We start from the raw sequence: 19,182 nt of genomic DNA on the forward strand, positions 1-19,182 counted from the left end.
ATGGATCGTGTTCTTCTCTCGCTCGGTCACGGCTATTCCGCCCGTGCGCTTGCCCGCCTGCTGGCGCCGCAGGGTTGGCGAATCATCGGCACGACCCGCAGCGCGGAGAAGGCAGACCGCCTCGCCGCAGAGGGCGTCGAGCCGCTGATCTGGCCCGGCGCCGACCTGCGCCCGGCGCTGGCAGACGCCACGCATCTGCTCTCGTCGGTCGGCCCCGACGCCGAGGGAGATCCGGTGCTGCGTGCCGCGGATGAGGCCATCGCCGAGGCCGCGCCCCATCTCGAATGGGCCGGCTATCTCTCGACCACCGGCGTCTATGGCGACCATCAGGGTCGGTGGGTGGACGAGACCACGCCGCCCGCGCCCGCCAAGGGCCGGAGCGACCGGCGGCTGGAGGCCGAGCGCGCCTGGGCCGCCGTGCCCGGTCTGCCGCTGCACGTCTTTCGCCTGTCGGGCATCTACGGGCCGGGGCGCAGCGCCCTCGACCGGCTGCGCGCGGGCACGGCGCGGCGGATCGTGAAGGAGGGGCAGGTCTTCAGCCGCATCCATGTGGACGACATCGCGCAGGTGCTTGCCGCCTCCATCGCGCGACCGAACCCCGGTGCGGTCTACAACGTGGCCGACGACGAACCCGCCCCCGCCGACGAGGTCATCGCCTACGCAGCCGAACTGCTGGGCCTGCCCGTGCCCCGGGCGATCCCCTTCGAGGAGGCGGAGCTCTCGCCCATGGCGGCGGGCTTCTACGCCGAGTCGCGCCGGGTGCGGAACGACCGCATCAAGCGCGAGCTCGGCGTGCGCCTGCTCTACCCGGACTATCGGGCGGGGTTGCAGGCCATTCTCGCGGCGGAGAAGGCGGGGACAGTCTGACGTCTCAGACCTCCGGCGCGTCGCCGTGCAGCCGGTCGATGATCCGGCGCACCATCGCCAGATCCTCGAACACCTCGTGCAACTCGCCCTCGATCTCGCCCACGGGCTGGCGCAAGCCGCCCAGTTCGAGAAAGTCGGTCTTGCGCGCGAGCGCGAGGTAGAAGGAGTCGCGCTGGAAGCCTGCGGTCATGCCGGCGAGCCCCTCGTCGCTCTCGTGCTTCGCGATCGCGATCAGGTTGTCGAGAAACTCCGGCGGAAGATAGCCGCGCGCCGCCTCCGGATCCTCGGCGTGCATTTCGAAATGCTGCTCGAACTCGGGGTGATCGACCTCGACCCGGGGCATGTTCCGGCCGCGGCCCGACGCAAAGAAGGCGTTGAGCTTGTTGCCGAAGCTGCCGAAGTCGCGGGCGATCAGGATCGGCGTCGGTGCAGGCTCGGGCACGTCGATGCGAAACAGAAGCCCCTTGAAGACGGTCTTTTCCGAGCTGTCGTCGTCGTCGTCTCCCGCGCTGCGGGTCCGGCGCCGCAAATGCGCCTCGACCATCTCGAAGCCGGTGCCCCGGTAGCTGCCCTCGATCCTGTCCTGAAGGCTGGTGCGGTTGTGCTCGTCGAGCAGGCCGAGCGAGACGACGCGATCGAGCGGAAAGCGGTCCAGCGCCGCGCGGTCATAGGAGAGCCCACCAAGGAAGTCGCAGACCGGCGGCATCACGACTTCGGCCATCGAGCCCGACCAGCGATGCGCCTGCCGTCGCCACAGAAACCAGGCGGCGAGCCCGCCGAAGGCCATCAGGACGATCGGTCCGACCCAGACATCGCCGCTGCCGTAGACGACCGACAGCAAAGAGAGCGCCGCGGCGACGGCCAGCGCGATGCCGGCATGACGCTTGGCTTTTGCCAGCAGGGTCTGCCGCGTTTCTTCCAGCCTCTCCAGTTCCGGCGCGAGACGATCTTGAAAGACCGGCGCGAAGCCCTCCTCGATCGGTGCTTTTTCAGTGAATTCCATGCGTTGTGTCCCTCCCTCGGCCTCGTGGGTAGGACAGCAGGGCACGCGCCGCAACCACCGCCTGGGCCGGACACGTCAGCATGTCTGTTGGCGCGGCCACAGGACCGCGGCGGATCGCTCAGGCCCGGCGGCCAGCCACCTGTGCCACGCCAAGCAGGGAGAGCACCTTCGCCTCGATGTGCTCGGCGTTCATCGCGGCGACCGCGTACATCTCTTCGGGCTTCGCCTGGTCGATGAAGATGTCCGGCAGCACCATGGAGCGGTATTTGAGCCCGCTGTCGAAGACGCCTTCCTCGGCCAGAAGCTGCGCGACATGGCTGCCGAAGCCGCCCACCGCGCCCTCCTCGATGGTGACGAGCGCCTCGTGCTCGCGCGCGAGCGTCAGGACAAGCTCGCGATCCAGCGGCTTGGCGAAGCGGGCGTCGGCCACCGTTGGCGCGACGCCGCGCGCCTCGAGCGCCTCGGCGGCCTCCAGCACCTCCTTGAGTCGCGCGCCGAAGGACAGGATCGCCACGCGCCCGCCCTCGCGGATCATGCGGCCCTTGCCGATCTCCAGCGGCACGCCGCGTTCGGGCATCTCGACGCCCACGCCCTCGCCCCGCGGGTAGCGGAAGGCGATCGGCCCCTCGTCGTGGCGCGCGGCGGTGGCGACCATGTGCACGAGCTCCGCCTCGTCCGCGGCGGCCATGACGGTGAAGCCGGGCAGGTTCGAGAGATAAGCGACGTCGTAGCTGCCCGCGTGCGTCGCGCCGTCGGCCCCCACCAGCCCCGCGCGGTCGATGGCGAAGCGCACCGGCAGGCGCTGGATCGCCACGTCGTGCACCACCTGATCGTAGCCGCGCTGCAGGAAGGTGGAATAGATCGCCGCGAAGGGCCGCATCCCCCCCGCCGCGAGCCCGGCGCAGAAGGTCACGCCATGCTGCTCGGCGATACCGACGTCGAAGCAGCGGGACGGAAAGCGTTCCCCGAAAAGATCCAGTCCGGTGCCGTCCGGCATCGCGGCGGTGACGGCGCAGATGCGGCTGTCGCGGCTCGCCTCGTCGATCAGGCTGCGGGCGAAGACCTTGGTGTAGGAGGGCGCGTTGGACGGCGCCTTCTTCTGCTCGCCGGTGGCCACGTCGAACTTCGCCCGTGCGTGGCCGCGGTCCGGCGCGCTTTCGGCCGGCCGGTAGCCCTTGCCCTTCTGCGTGATCGTGTGGATCAGCACCGGCCCGTCGGCGCGCGCCTTGACCGTGCGCAGCACGGGCAGAAGCTGCTCCATGTCGTGCCCGTCGATGGGGCCGAGATAGGAAAAGCCCAGCGCCTCGAAGAGCGTGCCGCCGACCGCCATGCCCTTGATGAGATCGCGCGCGCGCTTCGCCCCCTCGCGGAAAGGCGGCGGCAGCAGGCTGACGGCGCCCTTCGCCGCCTCCTTCAGATCCTGGAATGGCGCCTCGGCGTAGAGCCGGCTGAGATAGCGCGACATGGCGCCCACCGGGGGCGCGATGGACATCTCGTTGTCGTTGAGGATCACGATGAGCCGCCGGCCCAGGTCGCCCGCGTGGTTCATCGCCTCGTAGGCCATGCCTGCGCTCATCGCGCCGTCGCCGATCACCGCGATCGAGTCGCCGTGGCCCACGGGCGAGTCGCCGCCCAGATCCGCGGCCACCTTGAAGCCGAGCGCCGCGCTGATCGAGGTCGAGGAATGCGCGGCGCCGAAGGGGTCGTAGGGGCTTTCCGACCGTTTGGTGAACCCCGAGAGCCCCCCCTTCTGCCGGATCGTGTGCATCCGCTCGCGCCGGCCGGTCAGGATCTTGTGGGGATAGGACTGATGGCTGACGTCCCAGATGATCTTGTCGCGCGGGGCGTCGAAGACCGCGTGCAGCGCCACGGTCAGTTCGATCACGCCCAGCCCCGCGCCCAAGTGCCCGCCCGTCCGGCTGACGGCGGCGATGGTCTCGGCGCGCAGCTCGTCGGCCAGCTTGCGCAGCTCGCTGTCCGAGAAGCTCTTGATATCGGCAGGTGTGCGCACCCGGTCGAGCAGGGGCGTCTGGGGGGCGTGGCTCATCCTCGCGCGCCTCTCGGGTCAGCTTTCGCGGGAGATAACGAAGCGCGCCAGCGCCTTCAAGGTTCCCGCGGCATCCCCGAACGGCGCCACGGCGTCGCAGGCCCGCTCGACGAGTTCCTCGGCGCGTTCCCGCGCGCCCGCCACTCCCAGAAGCGAGACGAAGGTCGCCTTGCCCGCCTCCGCGTCCTTCTGCAGGCGCTTGCCCGCCTTCGCCGTGTCGCCCTCGACGTCCAGCACGTCGTCGGCGATCTGAAAGGCCAATCCGAGCGCCGAAGCGTAATCGCGGAACGGGGCGGTGTCGGCGCGCGCCATTCGCGCGCCCGCCTCGGCGGCCCAGCCGAAGAGGGCGCCGGTCTTGGCCGCCTGCAGCGTCTCTATCTCGTCGAGCGTCAGCGGCACGTCCGCGCTTTCGGCCGCGATGTCGAGCGCCTGACCGCGCACCATGCCGGCCGCGCCCGCGGCGCGGGCGAGCGAGAGGGCCAGATCGGCGCGCACCTCCGCCTCCGGGTGGCATTCGGGGCGGAGCAGCATCTCGAAGGCGGCCGACTGTAGCGCGTCGCCGGCCAGCACCGCTGTCGCCTCGTCCCACTTCACATGCACGGTGGGCTGGCCGCGGCGCAGGTCGTCGTCGTCCATGCAGGGCAGATCGTCGTGCACGAGGCTGTAGGCGTGCACCGCCTCGATCGCCGCCGCGGGCCAGAGCGCGTTGCGCTCAGCCACCCCGCAGAGCCGCGCGCCCTCCAGCGCGAGAAAGCCGCGCAGCCGCTTGCCGCCGCCGGCCGCGTAGGCCATCGCCTGTCCGACGGGCAGATCGCCGTGCTCCGCGAGCTGAGCCGCGAGATGCGCGCCGACCTTTTCCGCCGCCTCGGCAAGCTGCGTGCGGAACACTCAGAGGTCTCCGGCGGGTGTCGTGCCCGTGGGCTGACCCTGCCCGTCGAGGGTGATCTGGGCGACCTTCTCCTCGGCTTCCTTCAGCTTGGTCTCGCAGCGGGCCTTGAGTTCCGCGCCGCGCTCGTAGAGCCGGATCGACTCCTCCAGCGCGACGTCCCCGCGCTCCAGCTGTGTGACGACGGTTTCGAGCTCGCGCATGGCCTCCTCGAAGCTCATCTGCTCCACCGGCTTCGCCTCCGTCATCCCGCGGCCTCCTTCAGTTCCGTGACATGCGCCCTGGCGCTCGCGGCCAGCGCGGCGAGGTCGTATCCGCCTTCGAGCACCGAGACCAGCCTGCCACCGCAAAGTTCGTCCGCCAGCGCGCAGAGTTCCCGTGTAAGCCATGCGAAGTCTTCTTCCTCCCACTCGAGGTTGGCGAGAGGATCGTCGGCATGGGCGTCGAAGCCGGCGGAGACGAGGATGAGCTCCGGCGCGAAGGCCCGCAGGCGCGGAAAGACCTCCTCCTGATAGACCGCGCGCATCCGGCCGCCGTCGGTGCCAGGCGCGAGCGGGACGTTCATCACGTTGTCGTAGGCGCCGGTTTCGTCCCGCGCGCCGGTGCCCGGCCAGAGCGGCATCTGGTGCGACGAGACGAAGAGCGCGCGACGCTCGTCCCACAGCAGATCCTGCGTCCCGTTGCCGTGGTGCACGTCGAAATCCACCACAGCCACGCGACCCATCCCGTGATGGTCGAGCGCATGGCGCGCCGCCAGCGCCGCGTTGCCGAAGAGGCAGAAGCCCATGGGCGTCTCGGTCTCGGCATGGTGGCCGGGCGGGCGCATCGCGCAGAAGGCGTTGCCGGCTTCGCCGGAGGCCACGAGATCGACCGCGCGCACCGCCGCGCCGGCCCCCCGCCAGGCGGCATCGAGCGAGCCGGGCGAGAGGAAGGTGTCCGGGTCGAGCTGCGCGAAGCCCTCCTCGGGCAGCGCATCGCGCAGCATGTCGATGTAGCTGCGCGGATGGATGCGCAGCAGGTCGTCCTCGGCGGCCATCGGCGCGGTCACGCGCATCAGGTCCAGCGGCTCCAGCGCGTGCAGGACATGCTCGAGCCGGGCCACGCGCTCGGGGTGGCCGGGTGGCGTGACATGGCCGAGCGCGTCTGAGTGGGTGAGAAGGGCGGTGGTCATGGTCGCAGGTAAGCCAAATCCGTCCCGCCGCACAAGCCGGCCCCGACAGCCCGCGCAGCAGCGCCGCCGCAGTCACGCCCCGGTAGGGTGCGTGCTCGGCACGCACCCCCAGCCCCCGTAGGGTGCGTGCTCGGCACGCACCTCCACTCCGGCAGGCGGCGCGCTCACCGAGCCTGTCAGGCCGCCTCCAGCCGGTCGCCCAGCCGATCGAGCATGCCCAGGCAGGCCGAGAGCTGGTCGAGCGCGACGAATTCGTCGGGCTTGTGCGCCTGCTCGATGCTGCCGGGCCCGCAGACCACCGCAGACATGCCGAGCGACTGGAACAGGCCCGCCTCCGTGCCGAAGGCCACGACCTCCGCCCCGTTGGCGCCGGTGAGTTCGGCGACGAGACGCCTGGCCTCGTTCTCCTCCATCGGGATCAGGCCCTCGACCTCGCCCACCACCTCGGTCTCGATCGCGGCGTCGGGGCTCACCGCACGCATCGCCGGCAGCAGCCGTTCCTCGGCGTAGCGCCGCATCGTCTCGGTCACGAAGGGACCGTCCTCGGGGCGCACCGGGCGCGTCTCCCACTCCACCTGGGCGTGGGATGCGATGACGTTATGCGCCACTCCGCCCTCGACGCGACCCACGTTGATCGTGGACCACGGCGGATCGAAGGGACTGTCGGCCGGCGCGCGGGCGCGCAACTCGTCGCGCAGCGCGAGCAGGCGCGCGACGTAGCGTGCGGCGTATTCCACCGCATTCACGCCGCGGTCCGGGTCCGAGCCGTGCCCGGCCGCGCCGGTGAAGCGCGTGGTGTACTCGCAGCATCCCTTGTGGCCCTCGACGAGATGCATGAGCGTGGGTTCGCCGATGATCGCCATCGCCGGCCGGTGCTCGCGCCGGGCCAGTTCCTTCACCAGCGCACGGGCGCCGAGGCAGCCCACCTCCTCGTCGTAGGTGAAGGCGAAATGCACCGGCCGTGCGAGATCGCGCGCGGCATAGTCCGGCGCCGTGGCGAGCGCCGCGGCGATGAAGCCCTTCATGTCGCAGGCGCCGCGGCCGTAGAGCCGGCCGTCGCGCTCGTCCATCTCGAAGGGATCGCTGGCCCAGTCCTCCGCCACCGCGGGCACCACGTCGGAATGGCCCGAGAGCACGATGCCCCCGGACCGCTCCGGGCCTATCGTGGCGAAGAGGTTGGCCTTGTGCCCCGAGGGGTCGGTGAAGAGCTCAGTTCTGGCGCCGAGGCTCGTCAGCCGGTCCGCCAGATAGGCCATCATCTCCAGGTTCGAATCCGACGACACGGTCGGAAACGCGATCAGGTCCGCCAATATCGAACGGGCGCGGGACAGCTTGCTCATGCTCTTTCACGAACATCTTGCGGGGCCGGTTGCAAAGGGTTTCCGCCGGGCCGTCCTCGCGGATGACGATCGACTCGGTGATCTCGAGCCCCCAGTCGCGCATCCAGAGCCCCGGCATGAAGTGGAAGGTCATGCCCGGCATCAGCACGGTGCGGTCCTCTGGGCGCAGCGAGACGGTGCGCTCGCCCCAGTCGGGCGGGTAGGAAAGCCCGATGGCGTAGCCGCAGCGGCCCTTCCGCTCGATCCCCGCACGTGCCAGCGCGAGGTTCATCGCCTCTGCCACATCGCCCGCGGTATTGCCGGCGCGCGCCGCGTCGAGGCCCGCCTCGAGCCCCGCGACGAGCGCGGCCTCGGCGCGCAGGATGTCCGACGGCGGCCGGCCGAGAAAGATCGTCCGGCAGAGCGGGGCGTGATAGCGCCGGTAACAGCCCGCGATCTCGAAGAAGGTGGCCTCGCCGCCGGCGAATTCGCGCCCGTCCCACGTGAGGTGCGGCGCGGCGGCGTCGGCGCCCGAGGGCAGCATGGGCACGATGGCCGGGTAATCGCCCCAGTGGCCGTCCGCGCCCAGGATGGCGTCGCGCCAGGCCTCGGCCACCACCTCGTTCTTGGGCACGCCGGCGGCCGTGCGCTCCACCAGGCCGTCGATGATCGCCTCCGAGATGCGCGCGGCGCGGCGCATGAAGACGAGTTCCTCGTCGGATTTCACCGAGCGCTGCCAGTTGACGAGCGCGGTGGCATCGTCGAACCGGGCATGCGGCAGCGCTTCGGTCAGCACGGCGTGCGCCTTGGCGGAGTAGTAGTAGTTTTCCATCTCGACGCCGATGCGCGCGCGCTCCAGCCCCAGCTCGGCCAGCCGCAGCGCGAGATCCTGCATCGGGTGGCGCTCGATCGACTGAACGAAGCCGTCGTCGTAGCCGTGCACGTGATCGTCGGCCATCCAAACGGTGCGCAGCGCGCCCTCGGCATCCATCGCACGCCCCCACCATCGGGGATCGCCGTCCTTGGTCACGATGACGCCCTGATGCACGTAGAAGGACCAGCCGTCGTAGCCCGTGAGCCACGCCATGTTCGACGGGTCGGTGACGACGAGCGCATCGAGGCCGGCGGCCTCCATGGCGACGCGGGTGCGCGCCAGCCGGCGCTCGTATTCCGACAGCGAGAAGGGCAGGTCCTTGCGAATCATCGGCACCTCCGGGGAGCGAGAGAACTGACGCATGGTCGCCCGGTTGTGCACATCACGACAGTCCCAAAACGACATGAAGGGTGCCGTTTTCGGGATTCTTCCGAAAAATCTTGTCGCTACGCCCAATCTCGAGGCGGCCGGCGGGCCTGTTGTGCACAGCTTGAACGGCCCGCCGGGCTGCGGCCGGCTCAGGCCGCCTGCATCAGGCCCTGCGCCTCGATCTCTTCCATCGCCTCGTCCAGCGCGATGCGTGCGCGCTCGATCAGCGTGTCGATCTCTGCCTGGCTGATCACCAGCGGCGGCGAGATCACCATGCGGTCGCCCACGTGCCGCATCACCAGATCGTTGGCGAAGCTTCGCTCGCGGCATATCAGGCCGACGGTCCCCGGGTCCGAGGCGAATTTCGCCCGGCTGGCCTTGTCCGGGGTCAGCGCGATCGAGGCCATCATGCCGCGGATCGTCGCCTCGCCCACCAGCGGGTGATCCGCGAGGCTCTCCCACTTCTTCTTCAGATAGGGCGCCGTCGTCTCGCGCACGCGCTCGACGATCTTCTCCTCCTCGAGGATGCGGAGGTTTTCCAGCGCCACGGCGCAGGCGACCGGGTGGCCGGAATAGGTGTAGCCATGGAAGAACTCGTCCTTCGCGATGGTCTCGGCCACCTCGTCGGAGACGATCGAGCCGCCGATGGGCTGGTAGCCCGAGGACAGCCCCTTGGCGATGGTCATGATGTCCGGCTCGATGCCGTAGCCCTGCGAACCGAACCATTCGCCCGTGCGGCCAAAGCCGCAGATCACCTCGTCGGCGATCAGCAGGATGCCGTATTCCTTCACGATCCGCCGGATTTCGGGCCAGTAGCTCTCGGGCGGCACGATCACGCCGCCCGCGCCCTGCACCGGCTCGGCGATGAAGGCGCCCACCTTGTCGGGGCCGATGCGCTGGATCGCCTCCTCGAGCTGGCGGGCGCGCGCGATGCCGAATTCCTCGGGCGACATCTCGCCACCCTCGCCCCACCAGTAGGGCTGGTCGATGTGGTGGATGCCCGGGATCGGCAGCCCGCCCTGCGAATGCATCGCCGCCATGCCGCCGAGGCTCGCGCTGCCCATCGACGAGCCGTGATAGCCGTTCTTGCGCGCCACGATGACCTGACGCTCGGGTTGCCCCTTCTGCGCCCAGTAGTGCCGCACGAGCCGGATGTTGGTGTCGTTCGCCTCGGACCCCGAGGAGGCGAAGAAGACGTGGTTCAGGTGGCCCGGCGCCAGTTCCGCGATCTTTGCCGAAAGCGCGATGGCGGGCACATGCGTCGTCTGGAAGAAGGTGTTGTAGTAAGGCAGCTCCTTCATCTGGCGATAGGCGGCTTCGGCCAGTTCGTCCCGGCCGTAGCCCACGTTGACGCACCACAGGCCCGCCATGCCGTCGAGGATGCGGTGCCCCTCGCTGTCCTTCAGCCAGACGCCCTCGGCCCCGGTGATGACGCGCACCCCCTTCTCGCGTAGCGCGCCGTGATCGGTGAAGGGATGCAGGTGGTGCGCGGCGTCGAGACGCTGCAGCTCGGCCGTGGGCATATGATTCGTGATCTTGTTCAAAACGCTGCCTTTCGGTTGGAGCAGATCGCGCGAAGGTATCGCTGCGAGAATATGATCAAATTATGCGCTGTCAATCGAATCGCCCGGCGCCTCGCGCAGCAGCGCCATGCCGTCGCCGACATCGCGGCGCATCGCCTCGGCCGCGGCGTCGGGGTTTCCCTCCGCCAGGGCGGCCAGAAGCTCCTTGTGCCGGTCGGGCATCCGGCCGGTGCCCGCGCGTCCGCAGACCACGCGCATGGAGGGGCCGAAACGCAGCCAGAGCCCGGCGGCGAGGCTTTCCAGAACCGGGGCAGCCGCGGTCGCGTAGAGCAGGGAGTGGAAGCCGTGATTGCGCCGCAGGTAGCCCGACACGTCGCCCCGCGCGATGGCCGCGTCGAGTGCCGCGTCCTCGGCAGCGAGACGGTCTCGATCCGCGCGATCCGCCTTCAGCGTCGCGCGCCGCGCCAGTTCGGGCTCCAGCGCGAGGCGGGCGAAGAGGAGTTCCTCCACGTCGGTCGCGCCCAGAACGGGAACCGAGACGCGCCGGTTGCCATGGGCGAGGAGCGCGCCCTCGGCGATCAGGCGGCGGATCGCCTCGCGCACGGGCGTCATGCCGGCCCCGGTGGCGGCGACGAGGCCCTGAATCGTGACCGGCTCGCCCGGGGCCATCTCTCCGAAGAGGATGCGGTCGCGCAGCGCGCGATAGACCTGCTCATGCGCGGGCAGGGCGGCGCCGTCTGCCGCCGTCGCGCGCAACTGCGCCTCTTGCATGGGTTCCCGCCTCCGTCGCCGCTTGCGCCGCACCAGCCTGCGTGAAAACATCTCGACATGGCCGGGTCGTCCGGTATTTGATCAAATACGCCAAGCTGGGGCAACCGGCCCAGACGACCGATCCAACGGGAGACCGACATGAAGAAGATGATCCTGACGACGACCGCGATCGCGCTCGGCGCAGGGGCCGCCGCCGCGCAGGAGGTGCGCGTCTACAACTGGTCCGACTACATCGACGAGGCGCTTCTCGAGAAATTCGAGGAAGAGACGGGCTACGACCTGATCTACGACGTCTTCGATTCCAACGAACTTCTGGAGACCAAGATGCTCGCCGGCGGCTCGGGCTACGACGTGGTCGTGCCCTCGGGCACCTTCCTGGCGCGCCAGATTCAGGCCGGCGCCTTCCAGAAGCTCGACTACGAGCAGCTGCCCAACGCCGAGCATCTCTGGGGGGTGATCCGTGACCGGACCGAGACCTACGATCCCGGCCACGAGTATTCCGTCAACTACATGTGGGGCACGACCGGCATCGGCGTGAACGTGGACGAGGTGAAGGCGGCGCTCGGCGAGGACGCGCCGATGAACTCGCTCTCGCTGATCTTCGAGCCGGAGAACATGGAAAAGCTGGCCGAGTGCGGCGTGCATTTCCTCGATGCGCCCTCCGAGCTCATCCCCGCCGCGCTCGCCTATATCGGCGAGGATCCCGACAGCCATGACCCGGAGGTGATCGAGAAGACGGCCGACGTGCTGATGCCGATCCGGCCCTACGTGCAGAAGTTCCACAGCTCCGAATACATCAACGCGCTCGCCAACGGCGACATCTGCGTGGCCTTCGGCTGGTCCGGCGACGTGCTGCAGGCGGGCTGGCGCGCCGAGGAGGCGGAAAACGGCGTGAACATCGCCTACTACCCGCCGAAGGAAGGGGCGCTGATGTGGTTCGACCAGATGGCGATCCCGGCCGACGCGCCCAACCCCGAGGGCGCGCATGCCTTCATCAACTTCATGCTTGAGCCGGAGAACATCGCGCAGGCGTCGAACTACGTCTGGTACGCCAACGGCAACATCGATTCGCAGGAGCTTCTGGACGAGGAAGTGCTGAACAATCCGGCGATCTATCCGGACGAGGAGACGCTGGAGAACCTCTACACGACGACGCCCTATCCGGCGCGCGTGCAGCGCACGGTCACGCGGCTCTGGACCCGCATAAAGTCGGGCACCTGAGCGGCCCGCGCCCACCGGCCCGCGCGCGACCGCGCGCGGGCCTTTCCCTGCCCTGAACCGGGAGTCCGCCGATGGCGCAGCCTTCGCCGCAGCAGGTCTTCGCCCCCTGGGAGGATCCGAACGAGAAGCCGCTGATCGAATTCCGCGGCGTGACCAAGCGGTTCGGCGATTTCACCGCGATCGACGACGTCTCGCTCAGCATCTTCCGGCGCGAGTTCTTCGCGCTGCTCGGCCCCTCGGGCTGCGGCAAGACCACGCTGATGCGGATGCTCGCAGGCTTCGAGGCGCCCACCGAGGGCACCATCCTGCTCGACGGGCAGGACATCGCGCCGGTGCCGCCCAACAAGCGGGCGGTGAACATGATGTTTCAGTCCTACGCGCTCTTCCCGCATCTCAGCGTCTGGGAGAACATCGCCTTCGGGCTCAAGCGCGACCGGATGGAGAAGGACCGCATCGCCCAGCGCGTGGACGAGATGCTGCGGCTGACGCGGCTGGAAAAGTTCGCCCGACGCAAGCCGCATCAGATCTCGGGCGGCCAGCGCCAGCGGGTGGCGCTGGCGCGCAGCCTCGCCAAGGCGCCGAAACTGCTGCTGCTCGACGAGCCGCTGGGCGCGCTGGACAAGAAGCTGCGCCAGGACACCCAGTTCGAGCTGATGGACATTCAGGAGAAGACGGGCACCACCTTCGTCATCGTCACCCACGACCAGGAAGAGGCGATGACCGTGGCCAGCCGCGTCGCCGTCATGGACGAGGGCAGGATCATCCAGGTCGCCACACCCGACGTGATCTACGAAAGCCCCGCATCGGTCTATGTCGCCGACTTCATCGGCGACGTGAACATCATCGAGGGCCGCGCCACGCCGGTGCCGGACGACGGCGAGGGCCGCGTGAACGTCGCCTGGGCCGAAGGGCAGCCGCCGATCCGCGGCACCACGCGGCGCCGCTTCGAGACCGGGCAGAAGGCCTGGTTCGCGATTCGGCCGGAAAAGATCGCCATCACGCAGGACCGGCCGGAAGACGCCGCCAACGCGGTCAGGGGCAAGGTTCTGGACATCGCCTATCTCGGCAACATCTCGACCTACCACGTCGAGCTGCCGACAGGCCATGTCGTCAAGGCCCAGACCGCCAACACCCGACGCATCGCCCGCCGCGCCTTCACCTGGGAGGACGAGGTCTGGCTGAGCTGGACCGCGACGGCCGGCGTGCTGCTGGAGGACTGAGCCCATGCGCCGCTTCGCCCTGATCGCGATGCCCTACGCCTGGCTCCTCGCGCTCTTCCTGATCCCCTTCCTGATCGTGCTGAAGATCGCGCTGTCGGACTATGCGCTCTCGATCCCGCCCTACACGCCCACCTTCGATCTCTCCCAAGGCTGGCAGGGTGTGCGCGACTTCTTCGCGGCGCTCGATTTCGAGAACTTCGTCTTCCTCACGACCGACGACCTCTACTGGAAGGCCTATCTCTCCTCGGTCTGGATCGCCGCCGTCTCGACCTTTCTCGCGCTACTGGTGGGCTATCCCATCGCCTACGGCATGGCGCGCGCGGCGCCCGAATGGCGGCCGACCCTCCTGATGCTGGTGATCCTGCCCTTCTGGACCAGCTTCCTGATCCGCGTCTATTCGTGGATCGGCATCCTGTCGGGCGAGGGCTATCTCAACCAGTTCCTGATGGGGCTCGGGCTCATCGACGCGCCGCTCACGATCCTGAACACCAACATCGCGGTCTATATCGGGATCGTCTACACCTACCTGCCCTTCATGATCCTGCCCATATACGCGACGCTGGAGAAGATGGACGACTCGCTGCTCGAGGCGGCCGAGGATCTGGGCTGTTCGCGCATCTCGGCCTTCTGGCTCGTCACCGTGCCGTTGTCGAAGACCGGCATCATCGCGGGCTGCTTCCTGGTCTTCATCCCGGCGATCGGCGAATTCGTGATCCCCTCGCTCCTGGGCGGATCCGAGACGCTGATGATCGGCAAGGTGCTTTGGGAGGAATTCTTCAACAACCGGGACTGGCCCGTGGCCTCGGCGGTGGCGACGGTTCTCCTTCTGATCCTCGTCATCCCCATCGTGCTCTTCCAGCGCAACGAACAGAAGCAGCGGGAGGCCGAGGGATGAGCGCGGAGAGAGATTTTCGCCGAAAATCTTTCGGAGCTGATCGGTTCGAAGGCTTTTCGATCGAAGATTCTTCGCGGAGGCGCGTTGCATGAAACGCTTCTCCTGGTTCAACGCGACCTCGCTCACGCTCGGCTTCGCCTTCCTCTACCTGCCGATGATCATCCTGATCGTCTACAGCTTCAACGCGTCCAAGCTGGTGACGGTCTGGGCAGGCTTCTCGACCCGCTGGTATGGCGAGTTGCTGCGCGACGAGGCCTTCCTCGACGCGGCCTGGGTCACGCTGCAGGTCGCGGTCGCCTCCTCCACCATCGCCACCGTGCTGGGCACGATGGCGGCGCATGTCATGGTGCGCGCCGGGCGGTTCTGGGGGCGCACGCTGTTTTCCGGCATGATCTACGCGCCGCTCGTCATGCCCGAAGTCATCACCGGCCTGTCGCTGCTGCTGCTGTTCATCAACATCGGGCTCGACCGCGGGATTCTGACGATCATTCTCGCGCATACGACCTTCTCGATGTGCTACGTCTCGGTGGTCGTCTCTTCGCGGCTGGTGAGCTTCGACCGCTCGCTGGAGGAGGCCGCGCTCGATCTCGGCTGCTCGCCCTTCGAGGCGTTCCGTCTGGTCACGCTGCCGATCATCCTGCCGGCAGTGATCTCCGGCTGGCTTCTGGCCTTCACCCTCTCGCTGGACGACCTGGTGATCGCGAGCTTCACCGCCGGGCCGTCGGCCACCACGCTGCCGATCAAGATCTTCTCCTCGATCCGGCTCGGCGTGAGCCCCGAGATCAACGCGCTCTCGACCATCCTGATCGCCATCGTGGCGGCGGGTGTGATCACCGCCTCGCTGGTCTCCAAGCGCGCCGCGGTGCGCCAGGCGGCCGAAGAGCGCGAGGCGGTCCGCGCCCCGGCATGAGGCGGATCGGCCTGCCCTATACCTACGGGCCGGAGCCTGTCGCGCGCTGCTGGTGGGCGGAGACCGTCGAGACGCCGGTCTGGCCGCGGCCCGAGGGGGCGCTCACCGTCGACATCGCGGTGATTGGCGGCGGCTTCACCGGACTCTCCGCCGCGCTGCACCTGGCCGAGGCAGGCGAAGACGTTGCGCTCTGCGAGGCGGAGGCGCCGTTCTGGGGCGCGTCGGGGCGCAACGGCGGCTTCTGCTGTCTTGGCGGAGCCAAGGCCGACGACGCCACCCTCGCACGCCGCCATGGCGAGCACGGGCGGCGCGCGTGGCGGGCGACGGAGCGCGCGGCCGTGGAGTTCGTCGACCGGCTGATCGGACGCCTCGACCTGGAGGTTGATCGCCACTCGGAGGGCGAAACGCTGCTCGCCCACCGCGCGTCGGACTGGGAGGCGATGCAGCGCGACGCGGAGCGCGCCGCGGAGGATTACGGCGTGGAGCCGCGCCTGACGCCCGCTTCCGAGCTTGCCGCCGAGGGGATGGCCGGCCCGTTCCACGGCGCGCTCACCATACCCCTGGGCTTCGCGCTGAACCCGCGCAAGTATGCCGCGGGCCTGGCGCGCGCAGCCGAGGCCGCCGGCGCCCGCCTCCATGCACCCGCGCCGGTACGGAGGCTGGAGCGTGACGGCGATGGCTGGCGCCTCGTCCTGCCCGAGGCCACGCTGCGCGCGCGCCGCGTGATCGTCGCCACGAACGGCTATTCGGCCGAGGATATCCCGCGCTGGATGCGCGCGCGGACCATGCCGGTGGCGTCGAACGTCATCGTGACCCGCCCGCTGAGCGGCGACGAGCTTCAGGCCGCCGGCTGGACCAGCGGGCAGATGGCCTACGACACGAGGAACCTGCTGCACTATTTCCGTCTGATGCCCGACAACCGCTTTCTCTTCGGCATGCGCGGCGGCATTTTCGACACGCCCCGCGAGCGCCGTGCGCTCCAGGCGAAGATCCGCGCCGACTTCGAGGGGATGTTCCCGGCTTGGGCGCAGGTCGAGACTCCCTGGCTGTGGTCCGGACTGGTCTGCCTCACGCGCCCGCTCACGCCCTTCGTGGGCGCGGTGCCCGGGGTACCGGGCCTCTTCGCGGGCTTCGGCTACCATGGCAACGGCGTCTCGATGGGCAGCTACGCGGGGCGGCTGCTCGCGGATCTGGTCCGCGACCGCGCGCCCGAGACGATCTACCCCGCAGCCATGCGCGACGCGCCGGGCCGCTTCCCCTTCGGCCGGTTCCGCCGCGCGGCGCTTGTGCCTGCCTATGCGCTCCGCGCCTGGGCCGACCGCTGAGCGAAGAGGCCCGGCACGGGCCGATGAGCGGGCGGTTCAGCCGTGCGGCGTGAGCCCCGGCCGCGCCCGGCCGCGCGCGAGCCCGATCTGCCGCTCGCGCCAGACAATCACCACGCCCGCGAGGATGATGAGCGCGGCGCCGCCCAGCATCGGCCCCGTGGGAATCTCGGCGAAGACGAAATAGCCGATCGCCAGCGCGAAGAGCATCGAGGCGTAATCGAAGGGCGCCAGCACCGAGGCGTCCGAGAAGCGGTAGGCGGAGGTCAGAAAGATCTGCGCGATCCCGCCAATGAGCCCCGCCGCGATCAGCAGGGCCGACTCCCACAGAGCCGGCACGACCCAGCCGAAGGGCAGGGTGAGCAGCGAAAACCCCGTGGCCGAGAGCGAGAAGTAGAACACGATGGCCGAGGTCTCCTCGGTCTGGACCATGCGGCGGATCTGGATCTGCGCGAGCGCGCGCAGCGCGGCCGAGGCGAGGGCGAGCCCCGCGCCCAGCAATGCCAGATCCGTCAGATCGCCGGGCGAGAGCCGCGGCCAGAGAATGACCAGCACCCCGGCGAGGCCGATTCCCACCGCCGTCAGCCGGAACAGCCGCAGCCGCTCGCCCAGCATCAGGGCGGCGAAGATCACGGTGAGCAGCGGGGCGGCATAGCCGATCGCCGTGACCTCCGGCAGCGGCAGGAGGCCAAGCGCCGCGAAGCCGCAGCCCATCGCCGAGGTGCCGATCAGTCCGCGCCAGGCATGGGCCATGCGGCTCTCGACACGAAAGCCGGTCTTCAGATCGCCGCGCAGCGCGAGCCAGACCACGATGACCGGTAGCGCGAAGAGCGACCGGAAGAACACCGCCTGGCCCGGCGGCACGTGGTCCGACGTGGCCTTGATGAGGGACGCCATGACGATGAAGAGAAGGACCGACACCAGTTTGAGCGCGATCCCGAGACCCGGCTGCATGCACCTCTCCTTGCCGGGCGCGACATTCGCGCCGCCTGCGTGAAAGTGCAACCGGCGGGGCATTGCCGATCGAACGGCGGCGTTCGGCCGATGCCGGTCACGGTCTCGTGCGTGACGGATGAAACCGGAGGGCCGGCTTGCTACTTGCATTCGTAGTCGCGGCATCCAGCCGCGCTGCGGAATAAGCGAGAGGCAGAGAAATGAGAGGCAACAGCGACAAGACCACGCGCATCGTGAGTGCAATCGCGCTGGCCGCCGTACTGAGCCCGGCGGCCGCGTTGGCCGGCAGCCCCGAGCCGGCCCCGAGCGAGCCGGTGGTTGCGGCACCGGCGCCTGCACCCTCAGTCGACTGGACCGGGTTCTACGGCGGCGCGCAACTTGGCTTCGCGGATGTCGAGGCGGACGGCGGGCTCGAGGGCGACGGCGCCATCGGCGGCCTGACACTGGGCTATGACTACGATTTCGGCAACTACGTCGTCGGCGGCGCCCTCGACTATGATTTCGCCGATGTCGACGTCGGCGGCGCCGCGACGCTCGAGAACGTGGCGCGCGCCAAGCTGCGCGCCGGCGCCAAGCTCGGCCAGAGCGGGCTGCTCTATGCCACCGGCGGCGCGGCGCAGGCCGATGCCGGTGCACTGGGCACCGACACAGGCTACTTCCTGGGCGGCGGCTACGAGCAGATGGTCAGCGACAGCTTCTCGGTCGGTGCCGAGGCGCTCTGGCACGAGTTCGAGGATTTCGACGGCTCCGGCGTCGATGTGAACGCGACCACGCTCCAGGTGCGCGGTACCTTCCGCTTCTGAGGCGGCCGCATCGCTCGAGAACAAAAGGGCCGGAGCATCGCTCCGGCCCTTCGTCGTTCAGTCGGTCACTCCGCCGCGGCGCGCCGCGGCAGCACCCAGTTCTTGCGCGGGAAATGGCAGGTATAGCCGCCCGGGAAGCGCTGCAGGTAATCCTGATGCTCGGGCTCCGCCTCCCAGAAGTCGCCCACCGGTTCGACCTCGGTCACCACAGGCCCCGGCCAGAGGCCCGAGGCCTCGACATCCGCGATCGTGTCTTCCGCCACGCGCCGCTGCTCGTCGTCCACATAGTAGATCGCCGAACGGTAGGACATGCCGATGTCGTTGCCCTGCCGGTTCTTCGTGGTGGGGTCGTGGATCTGGAAGAAGTATTCCAGAATACGCCGATAGCTGATCTGGTCGGGATCGAAGATGATCTCGATCCCCTCGGCATGGGTGCCGTGGTTGCGATAGGTGGCATTGGGCACGTCGCCGCCGGTGTAGCCCACCCGCGTGCGGATTACGCCCGGCAGCTTCCGGATCAGATCCTGCATCCCCCAGAAGCAGCCGCCTGCCAGGACTGCGCGTTCCTCAGCCATGTTCGGTCTCCACGAATGTCAGATAGTCGCCATAGCCCTCGGCCTCCATGTCGTCGCGGTGGACGAAGCGGAGCGCCGCGGAGTTGATGCAGTAGCGCAGGCCCCCTTGGTCGCGCGGCCCGTCCGGAAAGACGTGGCCCAGATGACTGTCGCCATGCGCCGAGCGGACCTCGGTGCGCAGCATGCCAAGGCTGCGGTCCTCGATCTCGCGCAGATGCGCGGGCTCGATCGGCCGCACGAAACTCGGCCAGCCCGAGCCGCTGTCGTATTTGTCCACCGAGGCGAAAAGCGGCTCGCCCGAGACCACGTCGACATAGATCCCCGGCGCCTTGTTGTGCAGGAGCGCGCCTGTGCCGGGCGGCTCCGTCCCGTTCTGCTGCGTCACGTAGTATTGCTGTTCGTCCAGCGCGGCCACCGCCTCGGGCCGCTTTTCCCACTTGCTCATGCGCGTT

General features: G+C 69.0%; 19 protein-coding genes. 7 read left to right on the forward strand and 12 right to left on the reverse strand.

Annotated elements, in window-relative coordinates:
* A complete protein-coding gene (locus DRV85_RS06925; RefSeq protein ID WP_113289192.1) occupies positions 1-867 on the forward strand; it encodes an SDR family oxidoreductase in 867 nt (288 codons plus the stop codon).
* Between the two features lie 4 nt (positions 868-871).
* On the opposite strand, the gene DRV85_RS06930 is transcribed toward DRV85_RS06925, so the two are convergent.
* From DRV85_RS06930 to DRV85_RS06970, 9 genes are all read right to left on the reverse strand, one after another.
* A complete protein-coding gene (locus DRV85_RS06930) occupies positions 872-1,870 on the reverse strand; it encodes a DUF3137 domain-containing protein (RefSeq protein WP_113288730.1) in 999 nt (332 codons plus the stop codon).
* 118 nt (positions 1,871-1,988) lie between these two features.
* Positions 1,989-3,917, reverse strand: a complete 1,929-nt coding sequence (dxs, locus tag DRV85_RS06935; RefSeq protein ID WP_113288731.1) for a 1-deoxy-D-xylulose-5-phosphate synthase — start codon at positions 3,915-3,917, stop codon at positions 1,989-1,991.
* 18 nt (positions 3,918-3,935) lie between these two features.
* Positions 3,936-4,805, reverse strand: a complete 870-nt coding sequence (locus DRV85_RS06940) for a polyprenyl synthetase family protein (protein WP_233495421.1) — start codon at positions 4,803-4,805, stop codon at positions 3,936-3,938.
* Positions 4,806-5,051 carry an exodeoxyribonuclease VII small subunit gene (locus tag DRV85_RS06945; RefSeq protein WP_113288732.1) on the reverse strand — a complete coding sequence of 82 codons (246 nt, stop codon included), beginning with the start codon at positions 5,049-5,051 and terminating at the stop codon, positions 4,806-4,808.
* Positions 5,048-5,974 (reverse strand): histone deacetylase family protein, encoded by a 927-nt coding sequence (locus DRV85_RS06950; protein WP_113288733.1) that lies wholly within the window; start codon positions 5,972-5,974, stop codon positions 5,048-5,050. Before DRV85_RS06950 ends, DRV85_RS06945 begins: the two co-directional genes overlap by 4 nt.
* A gap of 176 nt (positions 5,975-6,150) precedes the next feature.
* A complete protein-coding gene (gene argE, locus DRV85_RS06955; protein ID WP_233495422.1) occupies positions 6,151-7,257 on the reverse strand; it encodes an acetylornithine deacetylase in 1,107 nt (368 codons plus the stop codon).
* A complete protein-coding gene (locus DRV85_RS06960; RefSeq protein WP_233495423.1) occupies positions 7,184-8,497 on the reverse strand; it encodes a M24 family metallopeptidase in 1,314 nt (437 codons plus the stop codon). The genes argE and DRV85_RS06960 overlap by 74 nt, the downstream gene beginning before the upstream one ends.
* A gap of 188 nt (positions 8,498-8,685) precedes the next feature.
* Positions 8,686-10,080 (reverse strand): aspartate aminotransferase family protein, encoded by a 1,395-nt coding sequence (locus DRV85_RS06965; protein WP_113288735.1) that lies wholly within the window; start codon positions 10,078-10,080, stop codon positions 8,686-8,688.
* 60 nt (positions 10,081-10,140) lie between these two features.
* Positions 10,141-10,830: a GntR family transcriptional regulator gene (locus DRV85_RS06970; RefSeq protein WP_113288736.1), complete on the reverse strand. Its 690-nt coding sequence runs from the start codon at positions 10,828-10,830 to the stop codon at positions 10,141-10,143.
* Positions 10,831-10,968: 138 nt separating this feature from the next.
* Between DRV85_RS06970 and DRV85_RS06975 the strand changes: the two genes are divergently transcribed.
* From DRV85_RS06975 to DRV85_RS06995, 5 genes are all read left to right on the forward strand, one after another.
* Positions 10,969-12,051 carry a polyamine ABC transporter substrate-binding protein gene (locus tag DRV85_RS06975; protein WP_113288737.1) on the forward strand — a complete coding sequence of 361 codons (1,083 nt, stop codon included), beginning with the start codon at positions 10,969-10,971 and terminating at the stop codon, positions 12,049-12,051.
* 71 nt (positions 12,052-12,122) lie between these two features.
* Positions 12,123-13,271, forward strand: coding sequence for an ABC transporter ATP-binding protein (locus DRV85_RS06980; protein ID WP_113288738.1), 1,149 nt, complete (start codon positions 12,123-12,125; stop codon positions 13,269-13,271).
* Between the two features lie 4 nt (positions 13,272-13,275).
* Positions 13,276-14,166, forward strand: coding sequence for an ABC transporter permease subunit (locus DRV85_RS06985; RefSeq protein ID WP_113288739.1), 891 nt, complete (start codon positions 13,276-13,278; stop codon positions 14,164-14,166).
* 88 nt (positions 14,167-14,254) lie between these two features.
* Positions 14,255-15,076, forward strand: a complete 822-nt coding sequence (locus tag DRV85_RS06990; protein WP_113288740.1) for an ABC transporter permease — start codon at positions 14,255-14,257, stop codon at positions 15,074-15,076.
* Entirely contained in the window at positions 15,073-16,401 is a 1,329-nt protein-coding gene (locus DRV85_RS06995) for an NAD(P)/FAD-dependent oxidoreductase (RefSeq protein ID WP_113288741.1), read from the forward strand. The genes DRV85_RS06990 and DRV85_RS06995 overlap by 4 nt, the downstream gene beginning before the upstream one ends.
* A 36-nt stretch (positions 16,402-16,437) precedes the next feature.
* On the opposite strand, the gene DRV85_RS07000 is transcribed toward DRV85_RS06995, so the two are convergent.
* Positions 16,438-17,352: a DMT family transporter gene (locus tag DRV85_RS07000; protein ID WP_113288742.1), complete on the reverse strand. Its 915-nt coding sequence runs from the start codon at positions 17,350-17,352 to the stop codon at positions 16,438-16,440.
* Positions 17,353-17,552: 200 nt separating this feature from the next.
* Between DRV85_RS07000 and DRV85_RS07005 the strand changes: the two genes are divergently transcribed.
* The gene (locus tag DRV85_RS07005) at positions 17,553-18,155 is read left to right on the forward strand and encodes an outer membrane protein (RefSeq protein WP_113288743.1); all 603 of its coding nucleotides are present in this window, start codon (positions 17,553-17,555) and stop codon (positions 18,153-18,155) included.
* A 65-nt stretch (positions 18,156-18,220) separates the two neighbouring features.
* Here the strand turns inward: DRV85_RS07005 and msrA are convergent, their stop codons facing one another.
* Together msrA and msrB are read right to left on the reverse strand one after the other, a co-directional pair.
* A complete protein-coding gene (gene msrA, locus DRV85_RS07010; protein ID WP_113288744.1) occupies positions 18,221-18,730 on the reverse strand; it encodes a peptide-methionine (S)-S-oxide reductase MsrA in 510 nt (169 codons plus the stop codon).
* Positions 18,723-19,175 (reverse strand): peptide-methionine (R)-S-oxide reductase MsrB, encoded by a 453-nt coding sequence (gene msrB / locus DRV85_RS07015; protein ID WP_113288745.1) that lies wholly within the window; start codon positions 19,173-19,175, stop codon positions 18,723-18,725. The genes msrA and msrB overlap by 8 nt, the downstream gene beginning before the upstream one ends.
* Between the last annotated feature and the right edge of the window lie 7 nt (positions 19,176-19,182).

This window comes from Rhodosalinus halophilus, from assembly GCF_003298775.1.
Lineage (GTDB): Bacteria > Pseudomonadota > Alphaproteobacteria > Rhodobacterales > Rhodobacteraceae > Rhodosalinus > Rhodosalinus halophilus.